The 23483-nt window shown below is 60.4% G+C and carries 22 protein-coding genes; 8 read left to right on the top strand and 14 right to left on the bottom strand.

Features of this window, described 5'->3' with window-relative positions:
• Window positions 1–45: 45 nt before the first annotated feature.
• Window positions 46–1638, bottom strand: a complete 1593-nt coding sequence (locus A6U87_RS08860; RefSeq protein ID WP_065690891.1) for an ABC-F family ATP-binding cassette domain-containing protein — start codon at window positions 1636–1638, stop codon at window positions 46–48.
• 180 nt (window positions 1639–1818) lie between these two features.
• Entirely contained in the window at window positions 1819–2052 is a 234-nt protein-coding gene (locus A6U87_RS08865; RefSeq protein ID WP_065690892.1) for a hypothetical protein, read from the bottom strand.
• A 264-nt stretch (window positions 2053–2316) separates the two neighbouring features.
• Here A6U87_RS08865 and A6U87_RS08870 point away from each other — a divergent pair, with 264 nt between their 5' ends.
• Window positions 2317–3534, top strand: coding sequence for an MFS transporter (locus A6U87_RS08870; RefSeq protein ID WP_065690893.1), 1218 nt, complete (start codon window positions 2317–2319; stop codon window positions 3532–3534).
• A gap of 20 nt (window positions 3535–3554) precedes the next feature.
• Here the strand turns inward: A6U87_RS08870 and A6U87_RS08875 are convergent, their stop codons facing one another.
• Complete coding sequence (locus A6U87_RS08875) at window positions 3555–4751, bottom strand: glycosyltransferase family 1 protein (RefSeq protein ID WP_065690894.1); 1197 nt, start codon at window positions 4749–4751, stop codon at window positions 3555–3557.
• Between the two features lie 138 nt (window positions 4752–4889).
• Entirely contained in the window at window positions 4890–5810 is a 921-nt protein-coding gene (locus A6U87_RS08880; RefSeq protein WP_065690895.1) for a sugar kinase, read from the bottom strand.
• A gap of 156 nt (window positions 5811–5966) precedes the next feature.
• On the opposite strand from A6U87_RS08880, the gene A6U87_RS29625 reads away from it, so the two are divergent.
• Window positions 5967–6203, top strand: coding sequence for a hypothetical protein (locus A6U87_RS29625; RefSeq protein ID WP_141683933.1), 237 nt, complete (start codon window positions 5967–5969; stop codon window positions 6201–6203).
• A gap of 103 nt (window positions 6204–6306) precedes the next feature.
• A complete protein-coding gene (locus A6U87_RS08885; protein ID WP_065690896.1) occupies window positions 6307–7959 on the top strand; it encodes an alpha-glucosidase in 1653 nt (550 codons plus the stop codon).
• 21 nt (window positions 7960–7980) lie between these two features.
• Here A6U87_RS08885 and ade read toward each other — a convergent pair whose 3' ends face one another.
• From ade to A6U87_RS08900, 3 genes are all read right to left on the bottom strand, one after another.
• The gene (gene ade, locus A6U87_RS08890; RefSeq protein ID WP_065690897.1) at window positions 7981–9678 is read right to left on the bottom strand and encodes an adenine deaminase; all 1698 of its coding nucleotides are present in this window, start codon (window positions 9676–9678) and stop codon (window positions 7981–7983) included.
• A gap of 132 nt (window positions 9679–9810) precedes the next feature.
• Complete coding sequence (locus A6U87_RS08895) at window positions 9811–10914, bottom strand: branched-chain amino acid ABC transporter substrate-binding protein (protein WP_065690898.1); 1104 nt, start codon at window positions 10912–10914, stop codon at window positions 9811–9813.
• Window positions 10915–11163: 249 nt separating this feature from the next.
• Window positions 11164–12489: an aspartate aminotransferase family protein gene (locus A6U87_RS08900; protein WP_065690899.1), complete on the bottom strand. Its 1326-nt coding sequence runs from the start codon at window positions 12487–12489 to the stop codon at window positions 11164–11166.
• Here A6U87_RS08900 and A6U87_RS08905 point away from each other — a divergent pair.
• The gene (locus A6U87_RS08905) at window positions 12488–12691 is read left to right on the top strand and encodes a hypothetical protein (RefSeq protein ID WP_065690900.1); all 204 of its coding nucleotides are present in this window, start codon (window positions 12488–12490) and stop codon (window positions 12689–12691) included. The two genes, A6U87_RS08900 and A6U87_RS08905, sit on opposite strands and share 2 nt — an antisense overlap.
• A 68-nt stretch (window positions 12692–12759) precedes the next feature.
• Here the strand turns inward: A6U87_RS08905 and A6U87_RS08910 are convergent, their stop codons facing one another.
• From A6U87_RS08910 to A6U87_RS08930, 5 genes are all read right to left on the bottom strand, one after another.
• Entirely contained in the window at window positions 12760–13074 is a 315-nt protein-coding gene (locus tag A6U87_RS08910) for a metalloregulator ArsR/SmtB family transcription factor (protein ID WP_065690901.1), read from the bottom strand.
• A gap of 100 nt (window positions 13075–13174) precedes the next feature.
• Window positions 13175–13930: a HugZ family protein gene (locus A6U87_RS08915; protein WP_065690902.1), complete on the bottom strand. Its 756-nt coding sequence runs from the start codon at window positions 13928–13930 to the stop codon at window positions 13175–13177.
• 32 nt (window positions 13931–13962) lie between these two features.
• Window positions 13963–15015: a choline ABC transporter ATP-binding protein gene (choV, locus tag A6U87_RS08920; RefSeq protein ID WP_065690903.1), complete on the bottom strand. Its 1053-nt coding sequence runs from the start codon at window positions 15013–15015 to the stop codon at window positions 13963–13965.
• Window positions 15012–15857: a choline ABC transporter permease subunit gene (gene choW, locus A6U87_RS08925; RefSeq protein WP_065690904.1), complete on the bottom strand. Its 846-nt coding sequence runs from the start codon at window positions 15855–15857 to the stop codon at window positions 15012–15014. Before choW ends, choV begins: the two co-directional genes overlap by 4 nt.
• Window positions 15858–15938: 81 nt before the next feature.
• A complete protein-coding gene (locus A6U87_RS08930) occupies window positions 15939–16895 on the bottom strand; it encodes a choline ABC transporter substrate-binding protein (protein ID WP_065690905.1) in 957 nt (318 codons plus the stop codon).
• Between the two features lie 236 nt (window positions 16896–17131).
• Here A6U87_RS08930 and A6U87_RS08935 point away from each other — a divergent pair, with 236 nt between their 5' ends.
• From A6U87_RS08935 to A6U87_RS08945, 3 genes are all read left to right on the top strand, one after another.
• Window positions 17132–17731, top strand: coding sequence for a thymidine kinase (locus tag A6U87_RS08935; RefSeq protein ID WP_065690906.1), 600 nt, complete (start codon window positions 17132–17134; stop codon window positions 17729–17731).
• A 69-nt stretch (window positions 17732–17800) separates the two neighbouring features.
• The gene (locus A6U87_RS08940) at window positions 17801–18874 is read left to right on the top strand and encodes a hypothetical protein (RefSeq protein ID WP_083199329.1); all 1074 of its coding nucleotides are present in this window, start codon (window positions 17801–17803) and stop codon (window positions 18872–18874) included.
• 105 nt (window positions 18875–18979) lie between these two features.
• Window positions 18980–20110, top strand: a complete 1131-nt coding sequence (locus tag A6U87_RS08945; protein WP_065690907.1) for a DUF2333 family protein — start codon at window positions 18980–18982, stop codon at window positions 20108–20110.
• A gap of 6 nt (window positions 20111–20116) precedes the next feature.
• Here A6U87_RS08945 and A6U87_RS08950 read toward each other — a convergent pair whose 3' ends face one another.
• Together A6U87_RS08950 and A6U87_RS08955 are read right to left on the bottom strand one after the other, a co-directional pair.
• Window positions 20117–20836 (bottom strand): LuxR family transcriptional regulator, encoded by a 720-nt coding sequence (locus A6U87_RS08950; protein ID WP_065690908.1) that lies wholly within the window; start codon window positions 20834–20836, stop codon window positions 20117–20119.
• 268 nt (window positions 20837–21104) lie between these two features.
• A complete protein-coding gene (locus A6U87_RS08955) occupies window positions 21105–21617 on the bottom strand; it encodes a TIGR00645 family protein (protein ID WP_065690909.1) in 513 nt (170 codons plus the stop codon).
• A gap of 155 nt (window positions 21618–21772) precedes the next feature.
• On the opposite strand from A6U87_RS08955, the gene A6U87_RS08960 reads away from it, so the two are divergent.
• Window positions 21773–23452, top strand: coding sequence for a formate--tetrahydrofolate ligase (locus A6U87_RS08960; protein WP_065690910.1), 1680 nt, complete (start codon window positions 21773–21775; stop codon window positions 23450–23452).
• Window positions 23453–23483: the final 31 nt, after the last annotated feature.

Below are 23483 nucleotides of genomic sequence, written 5' to 3' on the forward strand. Positions count from 1 at the left end.
TGCCGCAGCGGAGGTCTCCTCCGCCACGGCATGACTGCGCCTGGTCTAGGCGCCGGTGAGCGGAAGCTCGATCCGGCGTGTTATCCCGATTGCATCCAGGAAGACCTCGTCGTGGCTGACGACGAGAAGGGCCCCGTCGTAAGCCCGCAAACCGGCCTCGACTGCCGCGATTGAATCGATGTCGAGATGGTTGGTCGGCTCGTCGAGGATGAGCAGCGATGGCGGCGACGATCCGCCGAGGACGCAGGCAAGCCCGGCACGCAGCAACTGACCGCCGCTGAGCGTCGATACGCTCTGCAGGGCGGCGTCCGCCCGGAACATGAAGCGGGCGAGGGCGGCGCGGCAGGCGTTTTCGTCCGATTGCTGGTTCAGCCGGCGGAAGTTGTCGCGGATCGACAGCCCGGCGTCGAGGATGCTCACCTGCTGGTCGAGCATGGCGAGGTCGGCAACAGTCGATACCGTGCCGGTGAATGGTTGCAGGCGTCGGGTGATCAGGGCCAGCAATGTCGTCTTGCCGGAACCGTTCGGGCCGACGATCGCCACACGTTCGGGTCCCGTCATGTCGAGGGAGAGGTCGGTGAAGATCGGGCGGTCCGGGTGGTAGCCGGCGGCCACACCATCGATCTTCAGAACGGTTCTGCCCGCCGGCAGGTTGGTCGGCGCCAGCTTGACGGAGAGTGGTTGGATAACCTCGATCCTTGCGCGTGCCGCGTTGGCGTCACCGAGCGCCTGCGTACGGCGACGCTCGGCGAGGCGGGCGTCCTCGCCGCTCGTGGCCTCGCTTCGCTCCTTCATGCCACCGAGCACGATGCGCGGAGCATCGCCCTTGGCAGCCTTGCGCTTGCCGGCTCCATCTTTCCTGGCCTTCCGTTCGGCGACGACCTGCGCGTTGCGGGCGAGGTCGGCGACGCGTTTTTCGGCATCGGCAAGATCGTGCTGTGCGGCCGCGAGTTCCAGGCTCTTGCGTTCGCGGTAACTGCTCCAGTTGCCGCCATAGCGCGCTGCACCGAGCGATGTCAGCTCTACGATGGCATCGACGGTCTCCAGCAGTTCCCGGTCGTGGCTGACGACGACCGCGCCGGAACGCCAGTCGGCAAGCAGATCGATGACTGCCTGTCTGCCGTCGCGGTCGAGATTGTTGGTCGGTTCGTCGAGAACGAGAAAATCGGGCTCGGCAAGGACAAGCGCGGCGAGCCCGGCACGGGTGCGCTGGCCGCCGGATAGCGCGGACAGCTTTGTGTCAGGCTCCGCGTCGAGGCCCACGCGTGCGAGCGTGGCGGCGATCCGAGCCTCCAGCATCCAGTCGGCGGCAGCGAATTCATCGGCGGTTGCCTCGCCCAGTTCTGCGCGACGAAGCACGTCGAGAGCCTCCGTCGCTCCCATGAGGTCGGCCACGGTCTCTTCGGCGGTGACCTGCACCACCTGACGCAGAACGCCCAGGCTGCCCGCAAAGGATATCGTGCCGGAGCGGGGTTTCCGCTCTCCCGAGATCAGTTTCAGGAGCGTCGTCTTGCCGACGCCGTTCCTGCCGACCAAGCCCGTGCGTTCCGGGCCAAGTGTCAGGTTTAGTTCCGAGAGGAGAGGGTGTCCGTCAGGCGTGGACCAGGAAAGATTGGAGATGGCAATGGATGTCGGCATGGATATGAGATTCCCCGTTGGCAAGGCAAGTTGGCGTTGCGATACGGTTGGAATCCATTGCGGCACACATCCTGTTGGAATGAAAGACGGTCGGAAAATAGGCGATGAGGGGCGGGTGTTCAACCCCGGTCGGCCGTTATTGAATGCGATGCGGGCGCTGAGCGCTCAAGACACGCTTGTTCAGTCGCCGAAATAATAAACAGGTTCGCGGGTCAGTTCTCCGCGCCCGAGGTGGCCGTAGACGTCGTTTCCCAGGATCCAGAAAGAAATCGTCTTGGTATTCGAACAAAAGATATAGTCTCCGGAGATCCAATGCTCCGACTTGCTGCTGGACATGGGGTATAGTGCGTCGCCAGCCTGATACATTACGGCTTTGTGCGACTTGTAATCATATAAATAACGCTCGCCAGACATGTCGCCTTCCGATTCTATTGTTTTAGAATCTCACGGCGATGGCGTTATGTCTAATAGTAGTATTTTAATATATCCGGACTCTCTGCTTGCCGAAGCGCGAGTAATAGCCAGTTGCCCCGGCGCGGGACAGTGAGGAGCCTGCAAAAAAAGTGCGACCGTGATGTCGAAAGCGAGCTTGCCGGGACGTCTTAATAGCACGCATGCTGTGAAGGCATGCCGTAACGCTGATTGGATCAATATTTCGGCTCGGGAGGTTACGTGGCCATGAGTATGTCCTACCGGTGGGTCATTGTCGGTGCGGGTGCGCTGATGACCTGTGTTGCGCTTGGCGCGATGTTCTCGCTGGCGATTTTCCAGGAACCGATCGCAACGGCAACCGGCTGGTCTCATGTCGGTATCGCCAGTGCGATGACACTCAATTTTCTTGTCATGGGCGTCGGTGGCTTTCTGTGGGGGACGGCAAGCGATCGCTTTGGCCCGCGCATCGTCGTCCTGTTTGGAGCCGGTCTTCTCGGGCTGGCCCTCGTCTTGTCGAGCCGCGCGACGACGCTTCTCCAGTTTCAGCTCACCTACGGCATTCTCGTTGGCCTGGCGGCCAGCACGTTCTTCGCGCCCATGATGGCTGCCACGACGGCATGGTTCGACAAGAACCGCGGTCTGGCCGTTTCCCTTGTCTCGGCAGGGATGGGCGTTGCGCCGATGACCATCTCGCCTTTCGCTCGGTGGCTGATTTCTGCCTATGAGTGGCGTCCCGCCATGCTGATCATCGGCATTGGCGCCTGGGCACTGCTGTTGCCGGCGGCACTGCTCGTCCGTCGTGCGCCTGCGACAGCCGGCGAAGCCGCCGCCGATGTCTCGACAGAGGGCGACGCTCCCGTTGCGCTATCGAAGGTGTTTCGGTCGCCGCAATTCATTGTGCTCGGCCTGACCTTCTTTGCCTGCTGCGCGGCGCATTCGGGACCGATTTTCCACATGGTCAACTACGCGACCATCTGCGGCGTGGCGCCGATGGCGGCTGTCAGCATCTACAGCGTCGAGGGCCTGGCGGGTCTGGGCGGCAGGTTGTTCTATGGAACGCTTGCCGACAGGGTCGGGGTGAAGCCTGTTATCGTCGGTGGGTTGTTGGTGCAGGCCATTGCCCTCGCAGGCTATCTCTTCGTCAGCCAGCTCAGCGAGTTCTATATGTTGGCGATGATTTTCGGCAGTGCCTATGGTGGCGTCATGCCGCTCTACGCCTTGCTCGCCAGGGAGTATTTTGGTCCCCGGATCATCGGCACAGTGTTTGGCGCGGCCACGATGCTGTCGAGCCTCGGCATGGCGTTCGGACCGCTGGTTGGCGGCTGGATCTTCGACACCTTCCAGAATTATTCGTGGCTGTTTATCGGCTCCGCGATGGTGGGGCTTGCGGCCGCGGCCGTTGCCCTGGCGTTCCCGCCCTTGCGGAGGGCAGAGAGCGAAGCGGCACTTGGCGTGTCCTCCTGAGTTGGAATCAGAAACCGGCCTTAGCTGTTAAGGCCGGTTCCGCCGCATAGCTGCGCCGCCTCGTTCTCGGATCGTCTGGCCTTGGCGCGGGACTTCGCCGCGAACTGCCAGGCCTTCTTCCATTTTGGCGTGATGATGCCGTTGGCGGCGCGGATGTTGTTGATGAACTGCTGCGTCGCGGCTTCCCAGGAATACTGCAAGGCAAGCTCGCGCGCTTTTTCGCGTGAGGATGCGAGGGCCGCGAGACAGGCGGTGCGCAGATCATCGTCAAGGGCGCCGACCTCGCTGATCTCCCCGATGATGTCGAGCGGCCCGGTAACAGGATAGGCCGCGACCGGAACGCCTGAAGCAAGCGCTTCGAGGATGGTATTGCCAAAGGTATCCGTCAGGGATGGGAAGACGAAGACGTCTGCCTGTGCATACGCGCTGGCTAGATCCTCGCCGACCTTCATGCCGGTAAACAGCACATCAGGGTAGCGGCTCTGGAGTTCGGCGCGCGCCGGACCATCGCCGACAACAACCTTCGATCCGGGCAGGTCAAGGTCGAGGAAGGCCGGCAGGTTCTTTTCCAGGGCGACGCGACCGACCGTCATGAAGATCGGGCGTGGAAGATCGAAGGGCGTCGCATCAAGAGGCGCTGGGCGGAAGAGGTTCGCGTCGATGCCACGGCTCCAGGGCATCAGGTTGCGGATGCCCTTTCCAGAGAGCTCCCGCGCCAGGCTCGGGGTGGCCACCATGCAGCCGGCACCGGAATTGTGGAACCACCGGACGAAGGCATAGAGCCAGCTCTTCGGCACCGGCAAACGGGCGGAGACATATTCCGGAAAGCGCGTGTGGTAACTGGTGGAGAACGGCATGCGGTTTTTCAGGCACCAGCGCCGCGCCCGCAGGCCCAGGGGCCCTTCCGTGGCGATATGCACATAGGAAGGCTTGTGTTTCTCGATTGCGCGGGCCACGCGGCGGTAGCTGGCGATCGACAGGCGAATTTCTGGATAGGTAGGGCAGGGAATGCTGCGGAACTCCTGCGGCGTCACCATCGACACCGCAACGCCCATCGTCGCCAGTTCCCGGTTCGTGTTCTCGATGGAGCGGACGACGCCGTTGACTTGCGGGTGCCAGGCATCGGTGACGATGACGAGCCGCTCGGCTACCCCCGGACGGTCTGCCTCCGAGACGAGGCTCTGGGCGCTTGGGGTATTCGACAGACGCTGCAGCATGGCCCTGATTTCCATCCGCGCCGTATCCGGTCATGGCGCAAATTCCGGGCGGTCGTCGGACAAGCGATTCCCGCAGGGCTTATTCTGCCGGGCCTCCATGATGGAAATATTACAGCCGCAGTCGGCGTCTCACGATGCCTACAGCGTGTCGAGCCCGAGCTTTTCAGGAGCCACGAGCGCGCCATGCTCGCTGACCACGCGCGCGGCGACCTTGGCTGCGGCGCGCGCCGCCTGCGTTGCGTCGTTGGTTCGCAGGTAGCTCGCCAGAAACGCGCCGTTGAAGCTGTCGCCGGCGCTGGTCGTGTCGACGACCTGTTCCACTTTTTCCGCCGCAACGAAACTGACGGTACCGCCGAAACTGAGGGTTACACCGTCGGCACCGTTCTTCACGACGACACTGGTGGCGCCGAGCGCGCGATACCGTTCGATCGTTGCTTCGATCGAAACGTCGCCGAAGTGAGCTGCCTCGTCATCGAAGCTCGGGAGAACGATCGACGATGCGCGCGCGCCTTCGCTGATGGTCGCATGCATCTCATCATAGCCGGACCAGAGCCGTGGGCGAATGTTCGGATCGAATGCGACGAGCTTGCCAACCGCTTTGGCACGACGGATTTCGGCAAGGAGCGTATCGACGTGATCGCGCGACAGGATGGCAAGGGTGATGCCGGAGAAATAGATGACGTCACAGGCTTCGATCGCCTCGCGCAGGCGATCGGGATCGGCTGCGAGCAAGCGGGCAGCCGAACTATCGCGCCAGTAGCTGAACGAGCGTTCGCCGTCCTTCAGGCTGATCATGTAGAGGCCCGGCGCCTTGCCCTTGATGCGACGGATGAAGCCGGTTCCGATCTGCGCCTGGTTGAAGAACGCAAGCATTTCGTCCGACATGGCGTCGTCGCCGAGTGCGGTGAAATAGTCGACCGACCACTCCGGCGACAGGCAGGCGCGCGCATACCAGGCGGTGTTCAGCGTATCGCCGGCAAATCCCTTCCTCAGCAGACCGGCACCGGCCTGCGAGAGTTCCACCATGCATTCGCCGATCGACAGAAAACGTTTGCTCAAAACCAGCCTCCCTGAATTGTGCGCTTTCGCTGATACGCGGAGAGACTGGCGGTGACAAGCGCATGAAGCGGAAGTTTGGGCGCAAACGGCTGGATTTGCGGAGCGTTTGGTTCAAGCGTAAGCTGAAGCTGAAATGCCTGGCAAAGGAGAGGGGCGATGGCGCCTACCGTTCGTGTCGCTGTGGTTATTGCTCTGCTATTGCCCTCGTACGGTACGCTATCCTATGCGCGTGGTGGCGGAGAAGGCAAAAGCACCGCGGAAAAATGCCATATGCTCCTGATGAAATGGCGTGGGGCAGATCACAGCCACCACATGGCCAAGGTTTTCAACGTGCGCGACAAGGCGGAAAAGAAGATGAAGAGGCTCGGCTGCCCACTGCCGGAGACCGCGTAAGAACTTTTCACGGCCCATTTCTTCGAACACTTCGCTTTTGGTTGTCTTTTGTTTCGTCCGCTTTAGTCTGAGCTCGAATGAATTTGAGTGAGGACGAAGACGCATGGCATTGCGGGCAGACGGGAATGCGGACTGGTGGCGTGGAGCGGTTATCTATCAGGTCTATCCGCGATCGTTTCAGGACACCAACGGGGACGGCCTTGGAGACCTGAAGGGCATTACCCAACGCCTGCCATACATCGCCAGCCTTGGTGTCGATGCCATCTGGCTCTCTCCGTTCTTCAAGTCGCCCATGGCCGACATGGGCTATGATGTATCGGACTATTGCGATGTCGACCCGATCTTCGGAACGCTCGCCGATTTCGACGAGTTGATGGCCGCTGCCCATGCGCTGGGGATCAGGGTCATCATCGACCAGGTGATCTCGCATACGTCGGACGTTCACCCCTGGTTCGTCGAGAGCCGGTCGAGCAGAACCAATCCCAAGGCGGACTGGTATGTCTGGGCCGACCCGAAGACCGACGGCACCGCGCCGAACAACTGGCTTTCGATCTTCGGTGGCCCGGGCTGGGAGTGGGATGGCGTGCGGCGCCAATATTACCAGCACAATTTTCTGACGTCGCAGCCGGACCTCAACTTTCACAGCAAGGACGTTCAGGACGCGCTGCTTGCCACCGTGAAATTCTGGCTCGATCGCGGCGTCGATGGCTTTCGCCTCGATACGGTGAACTATTACTTCTGCGACAAGCTCCTGCGGGACAACCCGCCGCACGAGCCGGATGCGAGCGACGGCGGCCTCGATGCGCCCGATTCCAACCCCTATGGGATGCAGAACCACCTGTATGACAAGACGCAGCCGGAAAATATCTGCTTCCTGCAGCGCTTCCGTGCGCTTCTGGACCGCTACGAGGCGCGCGCCACGGTTGGGGAAGTGGGGGACGGTGCGCGGTCGCTGAAGACGGTGGCCGCCTATACCAGCGGCGGCGACAAACTGCACATGTGCTACACCTTCGACCTGCTCGGCCCCGATTTTACCGCCGCGCATATCCGCAATTGCGTCGATGCCTTCCAGAAGGTGGTGGTCGACGGCTGGGTATGCTGGGCCTTCTCCAACCATGATGTGAACCGTCATGTGAGCCGTTTTGCAAAGACCGAGGAAGAGCAGCCCGTCGTCGCGAAGCTGGCGATCTCCGTGCTTGCGGCTTTGCGCGGTTCGATCTGCCTGTATCAGGGGGAAGAGCTCGGGTTGCCGGAGGCCGAGCTTGCCTTCGAAGATCTGCGCGACCCCTATGGAATCCGCTTCTGGCCTGCCTTCAAGGGGCGCGACGGATGCCGCACGCCGATGCCGTGGGAGGCTGCAAAGGCACATGCCGGCTTTACGACCGCCGAGAAGTCGTGGCTGCCGGTACCCTATGAACAGGCGGCGCTTGCCGTGGATGCACAGGATGGGCTCGAGGGCTCAGTGCTCAGCCACTACCGGCAGACGCTCGCGCTCCGCAAGAGCCGTCCTGTGCTGATGGATGGTTCCATGTCCTTCATCGACACCAACCAGGACCTGCTGGCCTTCACGCGAACAAAGGGCAGCGAGACGCTGCTCTTCGTCTTCAACCTGACGCGGCTGCCGGCCGAATTCAGGCTGCCGGTCGGGATGTCGCTGGGCGACGTTGTTCCGATGCCGGGCTTCGAGGCGGCCACGGCGGCTGGAAGCATAAAGCTGAAGGCGCTGGACGCCATCTGCGTCGAAGTTCGCGGCTGAGGCGGCCCTGGGTCGCCTCGTTCACTTGATCAATTGGAACTTGTCCACATCCACCATCCCCATGTCCGAAATCTTGAGGTGAGGGATGACGGGCAAGGGCAGGAAGGCGACCTGGAGGAAGGGCTCTTCCAGAGTCGTTCCAAGGGCATAGGCCGCTTTTCTCAAGCTGTGCAGCGTGTCGCGCACGGCCTCGTAGGGTTCCAGGCTCATGAGGCCAGCGATCGGCAGTGCGATTTCGCCGGTCACCTTGCCGTCTTCAACCACGACGAAACCGCCCTTGATTTCGCCGAGCCTGTTGGCGGCGAACGCCATGTCGTCCTCGCTGACGCCGACAACACAGATGTTGTGGCTGTCGTGGCCGACGGTCGATGCGATTGCGCCCTTCTTCAGGCCAAAACCCTGAACGAAACCATTGGCATGGTTGCCGTTCTTGCCGTGACGCTCGATCACGGCCACCTTGATGATGTCATTGGCGAGATCCACCGACGTTTCGTTGCCCTTGACCGGCAGCCGGTAGCGCCGGTGCTCGGTGATGATCTTGCCCGGCATGACGCCGATCACAGGCGTTTCGCCATCGGCGACCGGCACGCCGAAGTGTGCGGCATTCACCGGGCGGGCCTTGACACTGTCGAGGCCGACGGGCGCGACCGGCTTGCGGGTAGCGAAAAGCTCCGAAGTGACCTTGCGCCCACCGGAAAAGACAATCTCGGCCTTGCAGCTTTCGAGGCTGTCGAGAACGACAAGGTCAGCGCGCCAGCCCGGAGCGACGAGGCCACGGTCTTGGAGACCGAAGGCGCGGGCGGCAGAGATGGAGGCTGCGCGATAGATGGCAAGCGGCTCGACGCCGTTGGCGATGGCGGTCCGGATCATGTAGTCGAGATGGCCCTGCTCGGCGATGTCGAGAGGATTTCGGTCGTCGGTGCAGAGCGCCAGGTGAGGGGACAGGCGTTCGGTGATGATAGGCATCAACGCTGCCAGGTCTTTCGATACCGAGCCTTCTCGCACCAGTATGTGCATGCCCTTGCGGATCTTCTCAAGCGCTTCCGCAGCACTGGTGCATTCGTGCTCGGTGCGGATGCCGGTCGAGAGATAGCCGTTGAGATCGTTGCCGCTGAGGAGCGGGGCGTGACCATCGATATGATCCCCCTGGAACGCCTCGAGCTTTGCCATGCAGACGGGATCCTTGTGGATCACGCCGGGGAAGTTCATGAACTCGGCAAGGCCGATAACCTTCGGATGGTCGCGGAAGGGGAGCAGCTTCTCGATCGGCAGGTCGGCGCCCGAGGTTTCGAGATGGGTGGCGGGCACGCAGGAGGAAAGCTGGACACGGATATCCATGATCGTTTCCAGCGCCGAATCCAGGAAGAACCGGATGCCGTCGCTGCCGAGCACGTTGGCGATCTCATGCGGATCGCAGATCACCGTCGTGACGCCGTACGGCAGGACGCAACGGTCGAATTCATGCGGCGTCACCAGCGACGATTCGATGTGAAGATGTGTATCGATAAAACCGGGGACGACAATGCGGCCGGAGATGTCGATCTCGACTTCGCCTTCATAGGTGCCACAGGTGCCGACGATCCTGTCACCGCAGATGGCGATGTCCGAGGCGACGAGTTCACCGGTTACGAGATCGAAGAAGCGACCGCCTTTCAGGACGATGTCGGCCGGTACGCGGCCTGTTCCCTGATCGATGAAGCGTTCGAGTTTGGCGGTCATTGTTTCCCTCATGCTGTGTGTCGTTCGTTATAACCCATAAGCGGGACAAAGCGAGATCGTCGCTGTTGGCCAAACGAAAACCGGGCGCTGTTGAGGCGCCCGGTCGAGGATCGATTTTGGAAAGATCAAGCCTTATTCGGCGGGAACGATCTTACCGTCTTCCCACTTGTAGAGTGCGAAGCTCTGCGACGTCAGGTCGCCGGTCTCGCCGTAGGTGAGCTTGCCGATGGCGGTTGCGATCGGTTCGCCAGCCTTCAGAGCGGTGGCAACGGCTTCCGCGTCTTCCGCGCTGCCGGCTTTTTCAATGCCGGCCTTGATGACTTCAACGGCGGCATAGGCGTTGAGCGTGAAGGCTTCAGCCGGGATGCCCTTGGCTTTCAGGGCGTCGGCTGCAACCTTGGAATCGGGGTTCTTGGTTGCGTCCACGGCATTGGTGAAGATCGTACCCGCAGCTGCCTGGGTGCCGATGTTCCAAAACTCGCTGTTCGAGAGGCCGTCGCCGCCGATGATCGTGGCGTTGACCGAGAGGTCATGCAGCTGACGGGCGAGCAGGCCGCCTTCCGGGTGATAGCCGCCGAAGTACACGACATCGGCCTTCTCTGCCTTCAGACGGCTGGTAAGCGCGCTGAAGTCCTTGTCGCCGGGCGTCAGGGCGTCGTCGAAGACTTCCTTCATGCCGCCGGCGTTCAGCGTTGCCTTGAAGGCGTCAGCGAGACCCTTACCGTAGGCGCCCTTGTCGTTGATGATGGCAACGCGCTTGTCCTTGAAGTTTTTCAGGACGTAGCTGGCGGCAACTTCCGCCTGCTGGTCGTCGCGACCGGTGGTGCGCAAGACGTTCGCAAGGCCGCGCTTCGTCAGGTCAGGAGCGGTTGCGGTCGGCGTGACCATAAGGACGCCGTTTTCAGCAAGCACGTCGGAGGCCGGGATTGCAACGCCCGAGGTAACAGGACCGACGACGAAACGGATACCGTCGCCGACGAGCTGGTTCGCTGCCGATACGCCCTGCTTCGGTTCGCCGGCGTCGTCTGCATACTTCAGGACAACCTTCTCGCCGAGAATGCCGCCGCTCTTGTTGATCTCGTCAACGGCTGCCTGGGCGCCGTTCTTCACCTGGTCGCCGTAGGCGGCGACAGGGCCGGTCAAAGGCGCAATGAGGCCAATCGTGATGTCTGCATGGGCAAGTGGCGCGAAAGAGATGGAGGCAACGAGCGCTGCCGTCAGGGTCTTCAGGGTCATATTTTGTCTCCTTGGATGGGTTTCAAACCCGCGACTATCCTGCCGCAGCGGCCAACCCAGGTCGTACAACAGCCCTCAAGGGATGCGCCAAGAGACGACGGGTCGCGCGCGGCGAATGCCCCGTCCGCCATGTTGGCTTCGACGGTGCATGGCAAGTTTCTTAAGAATTTACCGTTGATTGCGCAAGAAGATAAAAAAATTAGGCCCGTTTTTGCCGAAACCGACAAAACGGGCCTATGAGAACGCAGTTTAGATGTTGTTTTGCAGAATTTCGCGGAGTTTTCCGAAAAGTTCGTCGATGTGGTGTTTCTCGATGATCAGCGGCGGCGAAAGCGCGATGATGTCGCCGGTCGTGCGGATCAGCAGCCCCTTCTCGTAAGCCTTGAGGAAGGCCGTGAAGGCGCGCTTGGTTGGTTCGCCTGCAATCGGGTCGAGTTCGATCGCGCCGATCAGGCCGGTGTTGCGAATATCTATGACATTCGGGCAGTCCTTCAGCGAGTGCAGTGCGTCCGCCCAATAGTCGGAAAGCTCGGCAGCGCGCGTCAGCAGGCCTTCTTCCTTGTAGGTGTCGAGGGTGGCGAGTGCGGCCGCCGCGGCAATCGGATTGCCCGAGTAGGTGTAGCCGTGCATGAACTCGATCATGTGCTCCGGACCGGTCATGAAGGCATCATGAATTTCGGAGGTGACAAACACGGCGCCCATCGGAATGACGCCGTTGGTCAGGCCTTTGGCGGTGGTGATGATGTCGGGCTTGACGTCGTAATACTGGGCCGCGAATGGAGCGCCGAGGCGGCCGAAGCCGGTGATGACTTCGTCGAAGATCAGCAGGATGCCGTGCTTGGTGCAGATTTCGCGGAGCTTCTGCAGGTAGCCCTTCGGCGGGATCAGGACGCCGGTGGAGCCGGAGACCGGCTCGACGATCACGGCCGCGATCGTGGAGGCGTCGTGCAGCGTGACGATGCGCTCGAGCTCGGTTGCGATATCGCCGCCATGTTCCGGTTCACCGCGGGTGAAGCGGTTCTTGTCTGGCTGATGGGTGTGCGGCATGTGGTCGACGCCGGTGAGCAGGGTGCCGAACATCTTGCGGTTCGAGACGATACCGCCGACGGAGATGCCGCCGAAATTGACGCCATGATAACCGCGTTCGCGGCCGATCAGGCGGAAGCGGGAGCCGTTGCCCTTCACGCGATGGTAGGCCAGCGCAACCTTGAGGGCGGTCTCGACCGATTCCGAACCGGAGTTGGTGTAGAGGACGTGATCAAGACCCTCGGGGGCAAGGTCGACGAGGCGGTTGGCCAGCTCGAAGGCCTTGGGGTGGCCGAGCTGGAAGGCCGGCGCGTAGTCGAGTTCGCCTGCCTGCTGGCTGATCGCCTCGGTGATCTTCGGGCGACAATGGCCAGCATTCACGCACCAGAGGCCCGCCGTGCCGTCGAGTACCTGCCGGCCGTCGTGGGTGGTGTAGTACATGTCCTTGGCGCCGACGAACATGCGCGGCTCCTTCTTGAACTGCCGGTTTGCCGTAAAGGGCATCCAGAAGGCGCGTAGATCGTTGGGGGCATTCAGGCGATTGGACATGCTGTTCTCCATGGCCTTTGAGGAGGCCGTTCCCGGTATCTGGCGAGTGCCGATATTTTTACTGCCCGGTCAAATTATCAGCGCATCTTTGGGCGTCAAGCCGGGGAAATGTCTCACCGAGAGAGGGAGACGAGGGCCTGAAAAAGATAAAACCGGCAAACTTAGTTTGCCGGTTCAGGAATATGAAAAGGTGATGAAATAGCAGTGCCGCGTAGACCAGTATTCACTCGACAACGCGACTTATAAGCCGAAATGATGTCAAGCGGACCGTTAAGCGGCCTTGGTGCGAACCTGGACGGAATAGATGTCCTGGAGGGTTTCGAGGATCTTGATGACCTGCTCGGAACTGCTCGAATAATAGATCGTTTGCGCGTCGCGACGGGTCTTTACGAGCTTCTGTGCGCGCAGCTTCGAGAGGTGCTGCGACAGGGCCGACTGGCTGAGGCCAACTTCGGTAGCAAGGGCTCCGACGGGAATTTCGCCTTTGACCAGATTGCAGAGAATGAGCAGACGTTTGGGGTTCGCCATTGCCGATAGCAAGGCAGCTGCAACGTTGGCGTTGGCTGTTAAATCGATTGTGTCCATAATCGTGATCCCATGCGAAACTATATTCAAAAAGACATGTGTCTGCCCGAAGCCAGCGGACGTATCAAAAATACCCACGCCGTCTCAAGATTGTATATAGCTAAATTTCAGGTATTGCGTATTTCATGTTAGACATACGCAAATAAACATATTCCGCGTCCTGTGCAACCTCCTCAAACTCGTGCCGCAGCAGCGAATCCCCTGAAATTACATCAAAACCGGCGCAATCTACTCCACAAATGCGCCAATCGGCATTGTCGGGGGCCTTGAGCGCAAGGGCTGTCTCTCTGGCCAATTGGGGGTGGCTGACTAGCAGTTCTCGCACTATTTGGTCGGATCGTGCTGCCAGCGCATCGTTTGCCTCCGATCGAATCGTGAGGTCGTCGCCGGTCAAAATGTAAGCGCGGCCGAAGCCTCCGTTCATGCTGGCGGATTGCGGTACGAGGCGGAAAAAGCGGAAATCCGGAAAGTCGATGTAGAGCTTTGCCTTGGCATGGCGGTCGAGGAACCGTGCGCGAATGCGTGCATGGACCGGGCTGTCGCGGTCCACCGGTTCGGCCAGGCACTGCGTCGTCAGGCGAGCATAGGCGAGGGGATCGCCCTTGCCGGGCTCACCCGTCAACAGCGATGCCCTCGGGTCGGCATCGAGCGCGCGGGTATGGGCCGACAGGCCGGACACGAGAATGACAGGTGTGCCATCGATATCGGTGCCAAGCAGAACGCGGCTGGAAAACGGGAAGCCCGTCTCCGGGTCTATCACGGCAATGGCGGCATAGCGGGCGGAGCGGAGAAGGGTGCGAGCGAGCTTGCGCGCTTCTCCGTCCGTTTCCCTGATTACAGAAGCTTGATCTTTCATGTCCACTTTTCTGACCTAAGCGGACGATGGGATCAAGCCTGTTCTTTTCGCCTGTGCTGCGTCAGTCCCGAGACGACGTCCTGTGCCGAAATCGTGCCGATGATGGCACCATTTTCGACGACGCCGATGCTGCCGGGCTGACGCGACAACGCATCCAGAATGTCGATCAGCGGTGTCTCCGCGCGGGCGGTGCCGCTGACCGTGGAACCGACGGCGGCATGGCCCAGACCAGGCTGCATGACATCCTGGGCCGTCAGCATGCTGATCGGGTTCATGTGCTGGACGAAGTCGGCGACGTACTGGTCGGCCGGGTTCTTCACGATGTCCTGCGGCGTGCCGCACTGGATGATACGCCCGCCCTCCATGATGGCGATGCGGTTGCCGATGCGAAACGCCTCGTCGAGATCGTGAGAGACGAAGAGGATCGTCTTCTTGAGACGCCGTTGGAATTCGAGCAACTCATCCTGCAGGCGGGTTCGGATGAGCGGGTCGAGCGCCGAGAACGGCTCGTCCATCAGAAGGATCGGCGCACCCGTTGCAAAGGCACGGGCGAGGCCGACGCGCTGCTGCATCCCCCCTGAAAGCTCGTTGACCTTGCGGTCGGCCCATTTCGTCAGGTTGACCAGCTCAAGCTGCTCGCCGACCCGTTTCTTGCGCTCACTTTCCGGCATGCCGGCGAGTTCGAGGCCGAAGCCGACATTGTCGGCAACGGTGCGCCAGGGGAGCAGTGCGAACTGCTGGAAGACCATCGATACGGTATGCATGCGAAGGTCGCGCAGGCCCTTGGCGCTCGTCTTGTAAGGATTGCAGGGACCGGAGGCGGTCGAAACCGTGACCTCGCCGCGCACGACCGGGGCAAGCCCGTTGACGGCGCGCAGCAGGGTCGACTTACCGGAACCGGAAAGTCCCATCAGGACGAGGATTTCGCCTTCCTCGATGCTGAGGGAAGCGTCGGCGACGCCGAGGACGAGGCCGGTTGCAGCTCCGATCTCGTCACGAGTCTTGCCCTGATCAGCCAAGGAGAGAGCGGCTTCCGGCTTGTCGCCGAAGACGATGCTGACATTGTCGAAGCGGACCGCGCTCATACGCCATCTCCTTCACCCGCGGTGCGGAACATTCGGTCGAGAATGATCGCGAGAATGACGATGCAGAGGCCTGCCTCGAAACCCTTGGCGACGTTGACGGTATTCAGAGCGCGGACGACCGGCACGCCGAGACCGTCGGCACCGACGAGGGCCGCGATGACGACCATCGACAGCGACAGCATGATCGTCTGTGTCAGGCCGGCCATGATCTGCGGCGTGGCGTAGGGAAGCTCAACCTTGCGCAGCACCTGCATCGGCGTCGCACCGAAGGACTCGGCTGCCTCCACCAGCGAGGGCGGGGTCGAGATGATTCCCAGGCGCGTCAGGCGAATGGGGGCGGGGATCGCGAAGATCACCGTTGCGATCAGGCCCGGCACCATGCCGAGACCGAAAAGGATAAGCGCTGGAATCAGATAGACGAATGTCGGAATGGTCTGCATCAAGTCGAGGATCGGCCGCAGCGTGGAGTAGACCCAGGCGCGCCGGGCAGCCGCGATGCCGAGCGGAATGCCGACGATCATGCTGACGAAGGTGGAGGCCAGAACGAGCGCCAGGGTCTCCGTCGTTTCCTTCCAATAGCCCTGGTTCATGATGAACAGCAACCCAAGACAGGTGAAGGCGGCGACGACAACCGAGCGACGGAGCCAGTAGGCGATGGCGCTGATGCCCAGGACGACGATCAACGGATGCGGCTTCTGGAGGACGAAAAGCAGCCCGTTGATGACGTGAGAGAGAATGAAGGCAAGCTGGTTGAAGAACCAGTCGGCGTTGGACGTCAGCCAATCCACGAAGGCTTTCGCCCACGGGCCAATAGGAATTTTAAAGTCGGTGATCCAGTTCAAGGGCTCGCCTATCCAGAAAGAACAACAACAATCGCGATGATAGCGGGAGCGGGGTGGGGTAGACCACCCCGCTTTTCGATATCAGAGGCCGAGGCTTTTCTTGACGGCCGGAAGGCCATCAGCACTGCCATCGCGCGTCTTCACGCCGGCGAGCCACGGGTCAAGTGCCGTCGGATTGGCTTTCAGCCATTCCGCCGCTGCCTTTTCAGGCTCTTGGCCATCGTTCAGGATCTTGCCCATGATCTGGTTTTCCATCTCGAGCGAGAAGACCATGTTCTTGAGCATGACGCCGACGTTCGGGCAATCATTGAGATAGCCCGCACGAACGTTGGTGAAGACCTTCGCGCCGCCGAAGTCCGGCCCGAAGACGTCGTCACCACCCGTCAGATAGGTGAGCTTGAAGTTGTCGTTCATTGGATGCGGTTCCCATCCGAGGAAGACGACAGGCTTGCCTTCCTTCTCGGAGCGGGCGACCTGCGCCAGCATGCCCTGTTCGGAAGATTCGACCACTTCCATGCCCTTGAGGCCGAAGGTGTCCTTGTCGATCATGTCCATCACGAGGCGGTTGCCGTCGTTACCAGGCTCGATGCCGTAGATCTTGCCGTCCAGGTCTTCCTTGTGAGCGGCGATATCCTTGAAATCCTTGATTCCGAGTTCAGCGCCCTTGGCGTTGGTCGCCAATGTGTATTTTGCGCCGACGAGGTTCGGGCCAAAGGATTCAACCGACTTGTCGTCGAGGAACGGACGAACGTCCTTTTCCTGGGTCGGCATCCAGTTGCCCAGGAAGATGTCGATGTCCTTGTTCTTTAGCGACTGGTAGGTCACCGGTACGGAAAGAACCTTGACGTCGGGGGTGTAGCCGAGGCCCCGGAGGACAACAGCTGCGGTTGCGGTGGTCGAGGTGATATCCGTCCAGCCAACGTCCGAAAAATGGACGGTGGAGCAGCTGTCCGGATCGGCTGCAAATACGGCGGTTGCGACGGAGAGAGCGGCAACTGCAGTGGCGGTGATCAGTTTGAATGCGCTTGTCGTTTTCATTTATAGACTCCCAGTCTTACGTTCCCAAGCCAATCACCAATAGCGCAGTTTTACAAGCGACCTCAGTGCGTTTGCGCCGCATTGCAGTATCCGATTGCGACGTCGGCACTTTTCCCGGAATGCCCGGATTTTCGGGCTTTGCACGCATTTCGGGCGGGAATTTCCTGTGGCTAATAAAATGCGGGGCTTTTCTTCGCGAGCCCGAGCTTTCAAGAAGCAAAAAGACGGAGAAATCGATGGCAAAGCTCTATTTCAACTACTCGACCATGAACGCCGGCAAATCGACGATGCTGCTTCAGGCCGCCTACAATTATGAGGAACGCGGCATGCGCGTCGTCCTCCTGATTGCAGCCTTCGACGAGCGCGCCGGGAAGGGCGTGATCGGGTCGCGGATCGGTCTCCAGGCAAATGCCGTGGCGTTCGAACCGGAGGCGGATCTATTTACGCTGATCGAGGATCTGAGTGGCGATGAACCAATTGCCTGTGTGTTCGTCGACGAGGCGCATTTCATGACACGCGAGCATATCTGGCAGCTGGCGCGCATCGTCGATCGCAAGAACATTCCCGTCATGGTCTATGGCTTGAGAACTGATTTTCAGGGCAAGCTCTTCCCGGCATCGCAGGAACTCATGGCGATTTCGGACGAGATGCGTGAGGTTCGCACCATTTGCCATTGCGGGCGCAAGGCGACGATGGTGGTGCGCCTGGACGGCAACGGCAAGGTGGCTCGGGAAGGTGCGCAGATCGAGGTCGGCGGCAACGAGAAATATGTCTCCCTCTGCCGGCGTCATTGGGACGATTCCATGAACGGCGAATGGGTTGCAGAGGCTGTCTGACGTCGCAAGCAGGTTTTCTTTGTGAAGGCGACCAGCTAGTTTCGTGGCAATGATTCACGGGAGCGTCCGGTGCGCAAGGCTTTCTCCTTCGACATGCAACTTGATGCGGCTTGCGCGCTTGCAAAAGCACTGCCGCCCGAGGGGCGTCTCTGCGTCGATTTCATCGGTGAATTCGCCAGAAGCGACAGCGAGATCGACGACGAGCGGTTTCTGACTGAGAACACGCGGTTTCATACCTTTGTCGCCAACGGCACCACCTTCACGGATCTGGCCGCCGAGCTGGTCTCCGGCCTTGACTTGCTGACAGTGAAGGTGTCAGCCGATCTCGACAGTTTTCGCGGTCTTACCGCCGTCGAGCGGCTGATCGGGCGCTTTTCCCGCCAACGCATGTGGCGTCGTCACAGTGCGCGCGTACGCGCAGCCCCCGTGGTCGAGCGGCTTCGCGACCTCATGGTGAAGTCAAACGCCGCTGCCGGTCTGGTCGCGGACTACCGGACATTCGCGCTTTCCGCACACAAGGCAGCCGAGCGCAAACTCATCGATATTATCGAACACCGTCGGCGCCTCGTCGATGAGATCGATATCGCGCGGATCCGCATCAAGGAACTGAATGCCAAAGCTCTGACGACGCAGGGACGCATCGGCCTCTACGGCAGCAAGACCGAATGGGAGCGCATGGAGCGCGAGCGGCAGTCGCTCAAGGCCGAGGCCGATCGCATCTCCACCGAAGAGCATCGCCTTCGCGATGAGAGCCAGCGGCGCGAGCGTTTCATCGGCATCTTCCAGATGTTTGTCGATGCGTTGAACAATCAGGTTGGTCTCTGCAATACGCTCATACGCAAGCTGATGATCGATACGGAAGAGCGCCTGCTGATCTATCAGGCGCAGGTCGACACCGATATTCCCGGTTCGAAGGTGCAGATATCGGCGGAACTCTTTCCCGATATCGCCGACGCCATCTCACTGTTCGAGCGCAACATGCTGGTGCCGCAGGATCTGCAGCAGCGCAAATACACCGCCGACGCCGCTTTCGACAAGAAATTCGCGGCATTCGCGCATGAGCGGACCGAGGAGCCCGGGGCGCCGCTCATCGACACCACAAAGATATCCACGCGATTGCGCTTTCGGTTCCTGCGCTCCTAGCTCGTCTCAAAGACACAATAATATCAGCCGCATGTTGTGCTTGCGCGACCGAGCACATATGTCAATGCGAAGAGATATCGGGCTTACGCACGCTGGGAGAAGATGATGGGTGACAGGATCGCCGAGTTTTTCAGGTCGATCGGCCGCGCTCTCGGCCGCTGGGCTCGGCTGTTCATTGCCTGGGCCGTCTGGCCATTCATGGCCGCTCGCGGCTGGTACGTGCGGCGGACATGGATGGTCCGTCTTCCTGTCATGGGGCTCGTGGCATTGCTCGTAGGCCTCTACGGCTACTTCTTCTGGCAGACTCAGTCCTGGTCCGGCTTCAACCCGTCCCTCGTGGACGAATACAGGCTTTCCGAGCGCAAGGTGCCGGCGGGGCAGGAGCTTCCCGTGGCTGAAGGCACCGCCGCACCCGCCGCCAAGACCTGCCAGCGTTCTGCGATCGTCGATGTCGCGGCAGATCTCACCGATTTCAACGTCAACCAGAATGCATGGATTTCTTCCATGCTGCTCTATCGGCTGGGCTTCTTCGGCATTGATTGGGATCACACGCCGTTTCTCGACAACAAGGCCTCGTTCCAGCGCGGCGTGAACCAGGCGGTCCGACGCACCTCCGTCGAGCTGGTCGACAGTCTTGGCCGCGTACGGGGCACCTCGGGCATCAACAACGATCTCCAGAAGGCCCGCGGCAATCTGCAGTTCGATGAGTACAGCTGGTATTTCGGGCTTGACCCGTTCGGGCCGAAGACGCCGACGCCAAGCTATTATCGTTCGGCGATCGAAAGCCTGCGCAAGTTCAACACCGATCTTTCGAACTGCGATGCTATTTTCGATGGCCGCGCCGACAACCTGATCCAGTTCATCGACCGTATTGCCAACGACCTAGGCAGCACCTCGGACATGCTGGCAGAGCGTTCCGCCAATCATTCCCGCGGTTGGTTCGACACGCGAGCCGACGATCGGTTCTGGTTCGCTTACGGCCAGCTCTATGCGTATTACGCGATCCTGAGCGCGGCGCAGTCGGATTTCTCGAGGGTGGTTGCCGAGCGCAATCTGGGGGCGATCTTCGGTGCGACCATCAAGCAGTTCCAGGCGGCGCTGCGCATTCAGCCGGCGATCATTTCCAACGGGCGCGAGGACGGCTGGATCATGCCGAGCCATCTGGCGACGATGGGTTTCTATATCTTGAGGGTGCGTTCGAACCTGGTGGAAATCCGGTCGGTTCTGGACCGGTAATGCCGGTCAGCTGATGAGCTGCAGGCGGATGGCCTTGGCGACGAGCTGCGTGCGGTTCACGCAATCGAGCTTCTTGATCGCGCTGGTCATGTAGGCATTGATCGTATGGTCGGACAGCGACAGGATCTGGCCGATCTCTATGGATGTCTTGCCCTGTGCCGTCCAGCGCACGACCTCGCGCTCGCGGGCTGAAAGCGGGGGGTGCTCCACGCTCTTTGCGCGCTTGACCCTGTTATAGGCATCCAGCGCGTGCAGGATCACCATGGTGAGTTCGTTTATTTCGGTCTGCCCGAGCGGCGCGCGATCGCCGCCGAGCCAGAACAGCAGCCGGTGCCCCTCGATCGAATGCACGGGGATAGCCACGCCAACGACCATTCCATAATCGCGCTTCAGCGCCTGCAGTTCCGGTGGGAAGATGCATGCAGGATCGGCAAGGTTCCACAGCCGGGGCAAGACCGAGTCCTTCATGCCGGTGGCGAACAGGGGAAGCTGCATGAAGCGGGAGCGGTCGAACTGGTTGACGTAGGCGTTGGGTAGGGATGTTTCGATGAGGAGAGGCTTGAGCAGGATGTTATCGGGCGATGGCGCATCCATCAGGGTGATGTAGTTGAAGCCGAATGCCGTGGCTATCTTGGCAAAAAACTGACCGAGAGCCGGTCGCGTTTTTACGTCCGTGGCTTCCGTCGTCAAAAACGACTGCCGCTCCGATGTGCTCACGTAAGACATCAATCAGCCCCTGCTTGTCTTCCTGTGGCCTGCATCAAATATGCAAACTGATATATTTCATAGCCCTTATTGAGTTTCTACATTGTGATTAAATGACGATTTCTTAATTTAATCACTAAGCAGCTTCTCTTGATTGTTTTTCAGGAGCTGGAAAATAAACTTCTGGGTGCGGTTGTTCGGTTTGGTCGGTTGCATTGTTGCGCGATTGGCAACAATGCAACCGAGCTGGCTCGGAATCGAATTCGGCAGTGGGCCGAATCAGAAGCTGTCAGCTCTTGTCCGCTGGCTTGGGCTTCTTCATCAGCTGCTCGAGGAAGCCGAGCATCACCGCCGAGACGACGAAGGCAAGGTGCATGACCGTCAGCCACATGATCTTGCCGTCGCTGAACTGGTTGACGTTGAGGAACACCTGGAGGAGGTGGATCGACGAAATCGCGACGATGGAGGAGGCGACCTTGATCTTCAGGCTCCCGGAATCCAGCTTGCCGATGAAAGAGACATCTGCGTCGGTCTCATCGAAGCGGCTGACGAAATTCTCGTAACCGGAGATCATCACCATCACGATCAGACTGGCGACCAGCGCTGCGTCGATCAGGCCGAGCATGGCGAGGATCATTTCGCCCTCATCGAGGACGAAGACGTTGCCTGCGACCTTCAGGAACTTGTAGCCGAAGGAGACGGCATAAACGGCCAGCGACAGCGCCAGCCCGATATAGAAGACGACCAGGATCCAGCGGCTGGAAAGGATGATCCGCTCCACCAGGAGCTCAAGTGATTTCATGTCTTATCCTCGTAATTTCAGAATCAGTGGCTGACAGATAGGCATTGGCTAGGCCCCTGGGCAACGGTGCCGCGCTTCACACTGCCACTGTATTTCGCTGATCGGTTGAAATAAACGTGAAGTCGATACGGCGCAGATGATGGGAGCACAGGGTCATGCAAGCATTCAAGTCCGACATCGAGATTGCCCGCGCGGCGGACAAGAGGTCGATCATCGAGATCGGCGGCAAGCTTGGCATCCCGGCTGCGCACCTGGCGCCCTATGGTCACGACAAGGCCAAGGTCAGCGCCGAGTTCATTGCCGAACAAGCAGCCAAGCCGGACGGCAAACTCATTCTGGTGACGGCGATCAATCCGACGCCTGCCGGCGAAGGCAAAACGACGACGACCGTGGGTCTGGGTGACGGACTGAACCGCATCGGCAAGAAGGCGATCGTCTGCATTCGCGAGGCCTCGCTCGGGCCGTGCTTCGGCGTCAAGGGCGGCGCGGCGGGTGGCGGCTATGCGCAGGTTATTCCGATGGAAGACATCAACCTGCACTTTACCGGCGATTTTCATGCCATCACATCGGCGCACAATCTGCTGGCGGCGATGATCGACAATCACATCTATTGGGGTAACCAGCTGGACATCGACCTGCGCCGCGTGACCTGGCGGCGGGTGATGGACATGAACGACAGGGCGCTGCGCGAAATCGTCTCCTCGCTCGGTGGCGTTTCGAACGGCTTTCCGCGCCAGAATGGCTTCGACATCACAGTTGCATCCGAAGTGATGGCCATTCTCTGCCTCGCAAACGATCTTGAGGATCTCGAGCGGCGGTTGGGCAATATCATCATCGGCTATCGGCGCGACAAGACACCGGTCTATGCCCGCGACCTGAAGGCGGATGGGGCGATGGCGGTGCTGCTGAAGGACGCGATGCAGCCCAACCTGGTGCAGACGCTGGAGAACAATCCGGCTTTCGTGCATGGCGGTCCCTTCGCCAACATCGCCCACGGCTGCAACTCCGTGGTCGCGACCAAGACGGCGCTGAAGCTCGGCGACTATGTGGTGACGGAGGCAGGTTTCGGTGCGGACCTCGGCGCCGAGAAGTTCTTCGACATCAAATGCCGCAAGGCCGGTCTGAAGCCTGACGCAGCTGTCATCGTTGCAACGGTGCGGGCGCTGAAGATGAACGGCGGCGTGAAGAAGGACGAGTTGGGTACAGAGAACGTCAGTGCGCTGAAGAAGGGCTGCTCCAATCTCGGCCGCCACGTCGCCAATGTGCGCAAATTTGGTGTGCCGGTCGTGGTCGCGATCAATCATTTCGTCTCGGATACCGAGGCGGAGATCGCCGCGGTCAAGGAATACGTCTCGCGACTCGGAGCGGAAGCCATCCTTTGCCGCCACTGGGCGGAAGGCTCGGCCGGCATCGAGGAACTTGCCTACAAGGTCGTGGAGATGGCCGAGTCCGGGCAGGCGAAATTTGCGCCGCTTTATCCCGATGACGTGCCGTTGTTCGAGAAGATCGAAGTGATCGCTTCGAAGATCTATCATGCCGGCGAGGTGACCGCTGACAAGGCTGTCCGCGACCAGCTGCACGTCTGGGAAGAGCAGGGCTACGGCAACCTCCCTGTTTGCGTGGCCAAGACGCAGTATTCCTTCTCCACCGATCCGAACCTGCGTGGCGCGCCGGAAGGGCACATCGTGCCGGTGCGTGAGGTTCGCCTCTCTGCCGGCGCCGGGTTCATTGTGGCCATAACAGGGGAGATCATGACAATGCCGGGTCTCCCGAGCTCGCCTGCGGCGGAGCGGATCTATCTCAACGAGCAGGGATATATTGAGGGGCTGTTCTAGGCGGCTCAAAGCAAAAACGCCGCGCTCTGTC

This window comes from Rhizobium sp. AC44/96 (assembly GCF_001692185.1).
In the GTDB taxonomy this organism is placed as follows: domain Bacteria; phylum Pseudomonadota; class Alphaproteobacteria; order Rhizobiales; family Rhizobiaceae; genus Rhizobium.

Bases quoted from the DNA above. Each gene is read 5' to 3' on its own strand.
- A6U87_RS08860 (WP_065690891.1), bottom strand. From the start codon at position 1,638: ATGCCGACATCCATTGCCATCTCCAATCTTTCCTGGTCCACGCCTGAC.
- A6U87_RS08865 (WP_065690892.1), bottom strand. From the start codon at position 2,052: ATGTCTGGCGAGCGTTATTTATATGATTACAAGTCGCACAAAGCCGTA.
- A6U87_RS08870 (WP_065690893.1), top strand. From the start codon at position 2,317: ATGAGTATGTCCTACCGGTGGGTCATTGTCGGTGCGGGTGCGCTGATG.
- A6U87_RS08875 (WP_065690894.1), bottom strand. From the start codon at position 4,751: ATGCTGCAGCGTCTGTCGAATACCCCAAGCGCCCAGAGCCTCGTCTCG.
- A6U87_RS29625 (WP_141683933.1), top strand. From the start codon at position 5,967: ATGGCGCCTACCGTTCGTGTCGCTGTGGTTATTGCTCTGCTATTGCCC.
- A6U87_RS08885 (WP_065690896.1), top strand. From the start codon at position 6,307: ATGGCATTGCGGGCAGACGGGAATGCGGACTGGTGGCGTGGAGCGGTT.
- ade (WP_065690897.1), bottom strand. From the start codon at position 9,678: ATGACCGCCAAACTCGAACGCTTCATCGATCAGGGAACAGGCCGCGTA.
- A6U87_RS08895 (WP_065690898.1), bottom strand. From the start codon at position 10,914: ATGACCCTGAAGACCCTGACGGCAGCGCTCGTTGCCTCCATCTCTTTC.
- A6U87_RS08905 (WP_065690900.1), top strand. From the start codon at position 12,488: ATGCTGTTCTCCATGGCCTTTGAGGAGGCCGTTCCCGGTATCTGGCGA.
- A6U87_RS08900 (WP_065690899.1), bottom strand. From the start codon at position 12,489: ATGTCCAATCGCCTGAATGCCCCCAACGATCTACGCGCCTTCTGGATG.
- A6U87_RS08910 (WP_065690901.1), bottom strand. From the start codon at position 13,074: ATGGACACAATCGATTTAACAGCCAACGCCAACGTTGCAGCTGCCTTG.
- A6U87_RS08915 (WP_065690902.1), bottom strand. From the start codon at position 13,930: ATGAAAGATCAAGCTTCTGTAATCAGGGAAACGGACGGAGAAGCGCGC.
- choV (WP_065690903.1), bottom strand. From the start codon at position 15,015: ATGAGCGCGGTCCGCTTCGACAATGTCAGCATCGTCTTCGGCGACAAG.
- A6U87_RS08930 (WP_065690905.1), bottom strand. From the start codon at position 16,895: ATGAAAACGACAAGCGCATTCAAACTGATCACCGCCACTGCAGTTGCC.
- A6U87_RS08935 (WP_065690906.1), top strand. From the start codon at position 17,132: ATGGCAAAGCTCTATTTCAACTACTCGACCATGAACGCCGGCAAATCG.
- A6U87_RS08945 (WP_065690907.1), top strand. From the start codon at position 18,980: ATGGGTGACAGGATCGCCGAGTTTTTCAGGTCGATCGGCCGCGCTCTC.
- A6U87_RS08950 (WP_065690908.1), bottom strand. From the start codon at position 20,836: ATGTCTTACGTGAGCACATCGGAGCGGCAGTCGTTTTTGACGACGGAA.
- A6U87_RS08955 (WP_065690909.1), bottom strand. From the start codon at position 21,617: ATGAAATCACTTGAGCTCCTGGTGGAGCGGATCATCCTTTCCAGCCGC.
- A6U87_RS08960 (WP_065690910.1), top strand. From the start codon at position 21,773: ATGCAAGCATTCAAGTCCGACATCGAGATTGCCCGCGCGGCGGACAAG.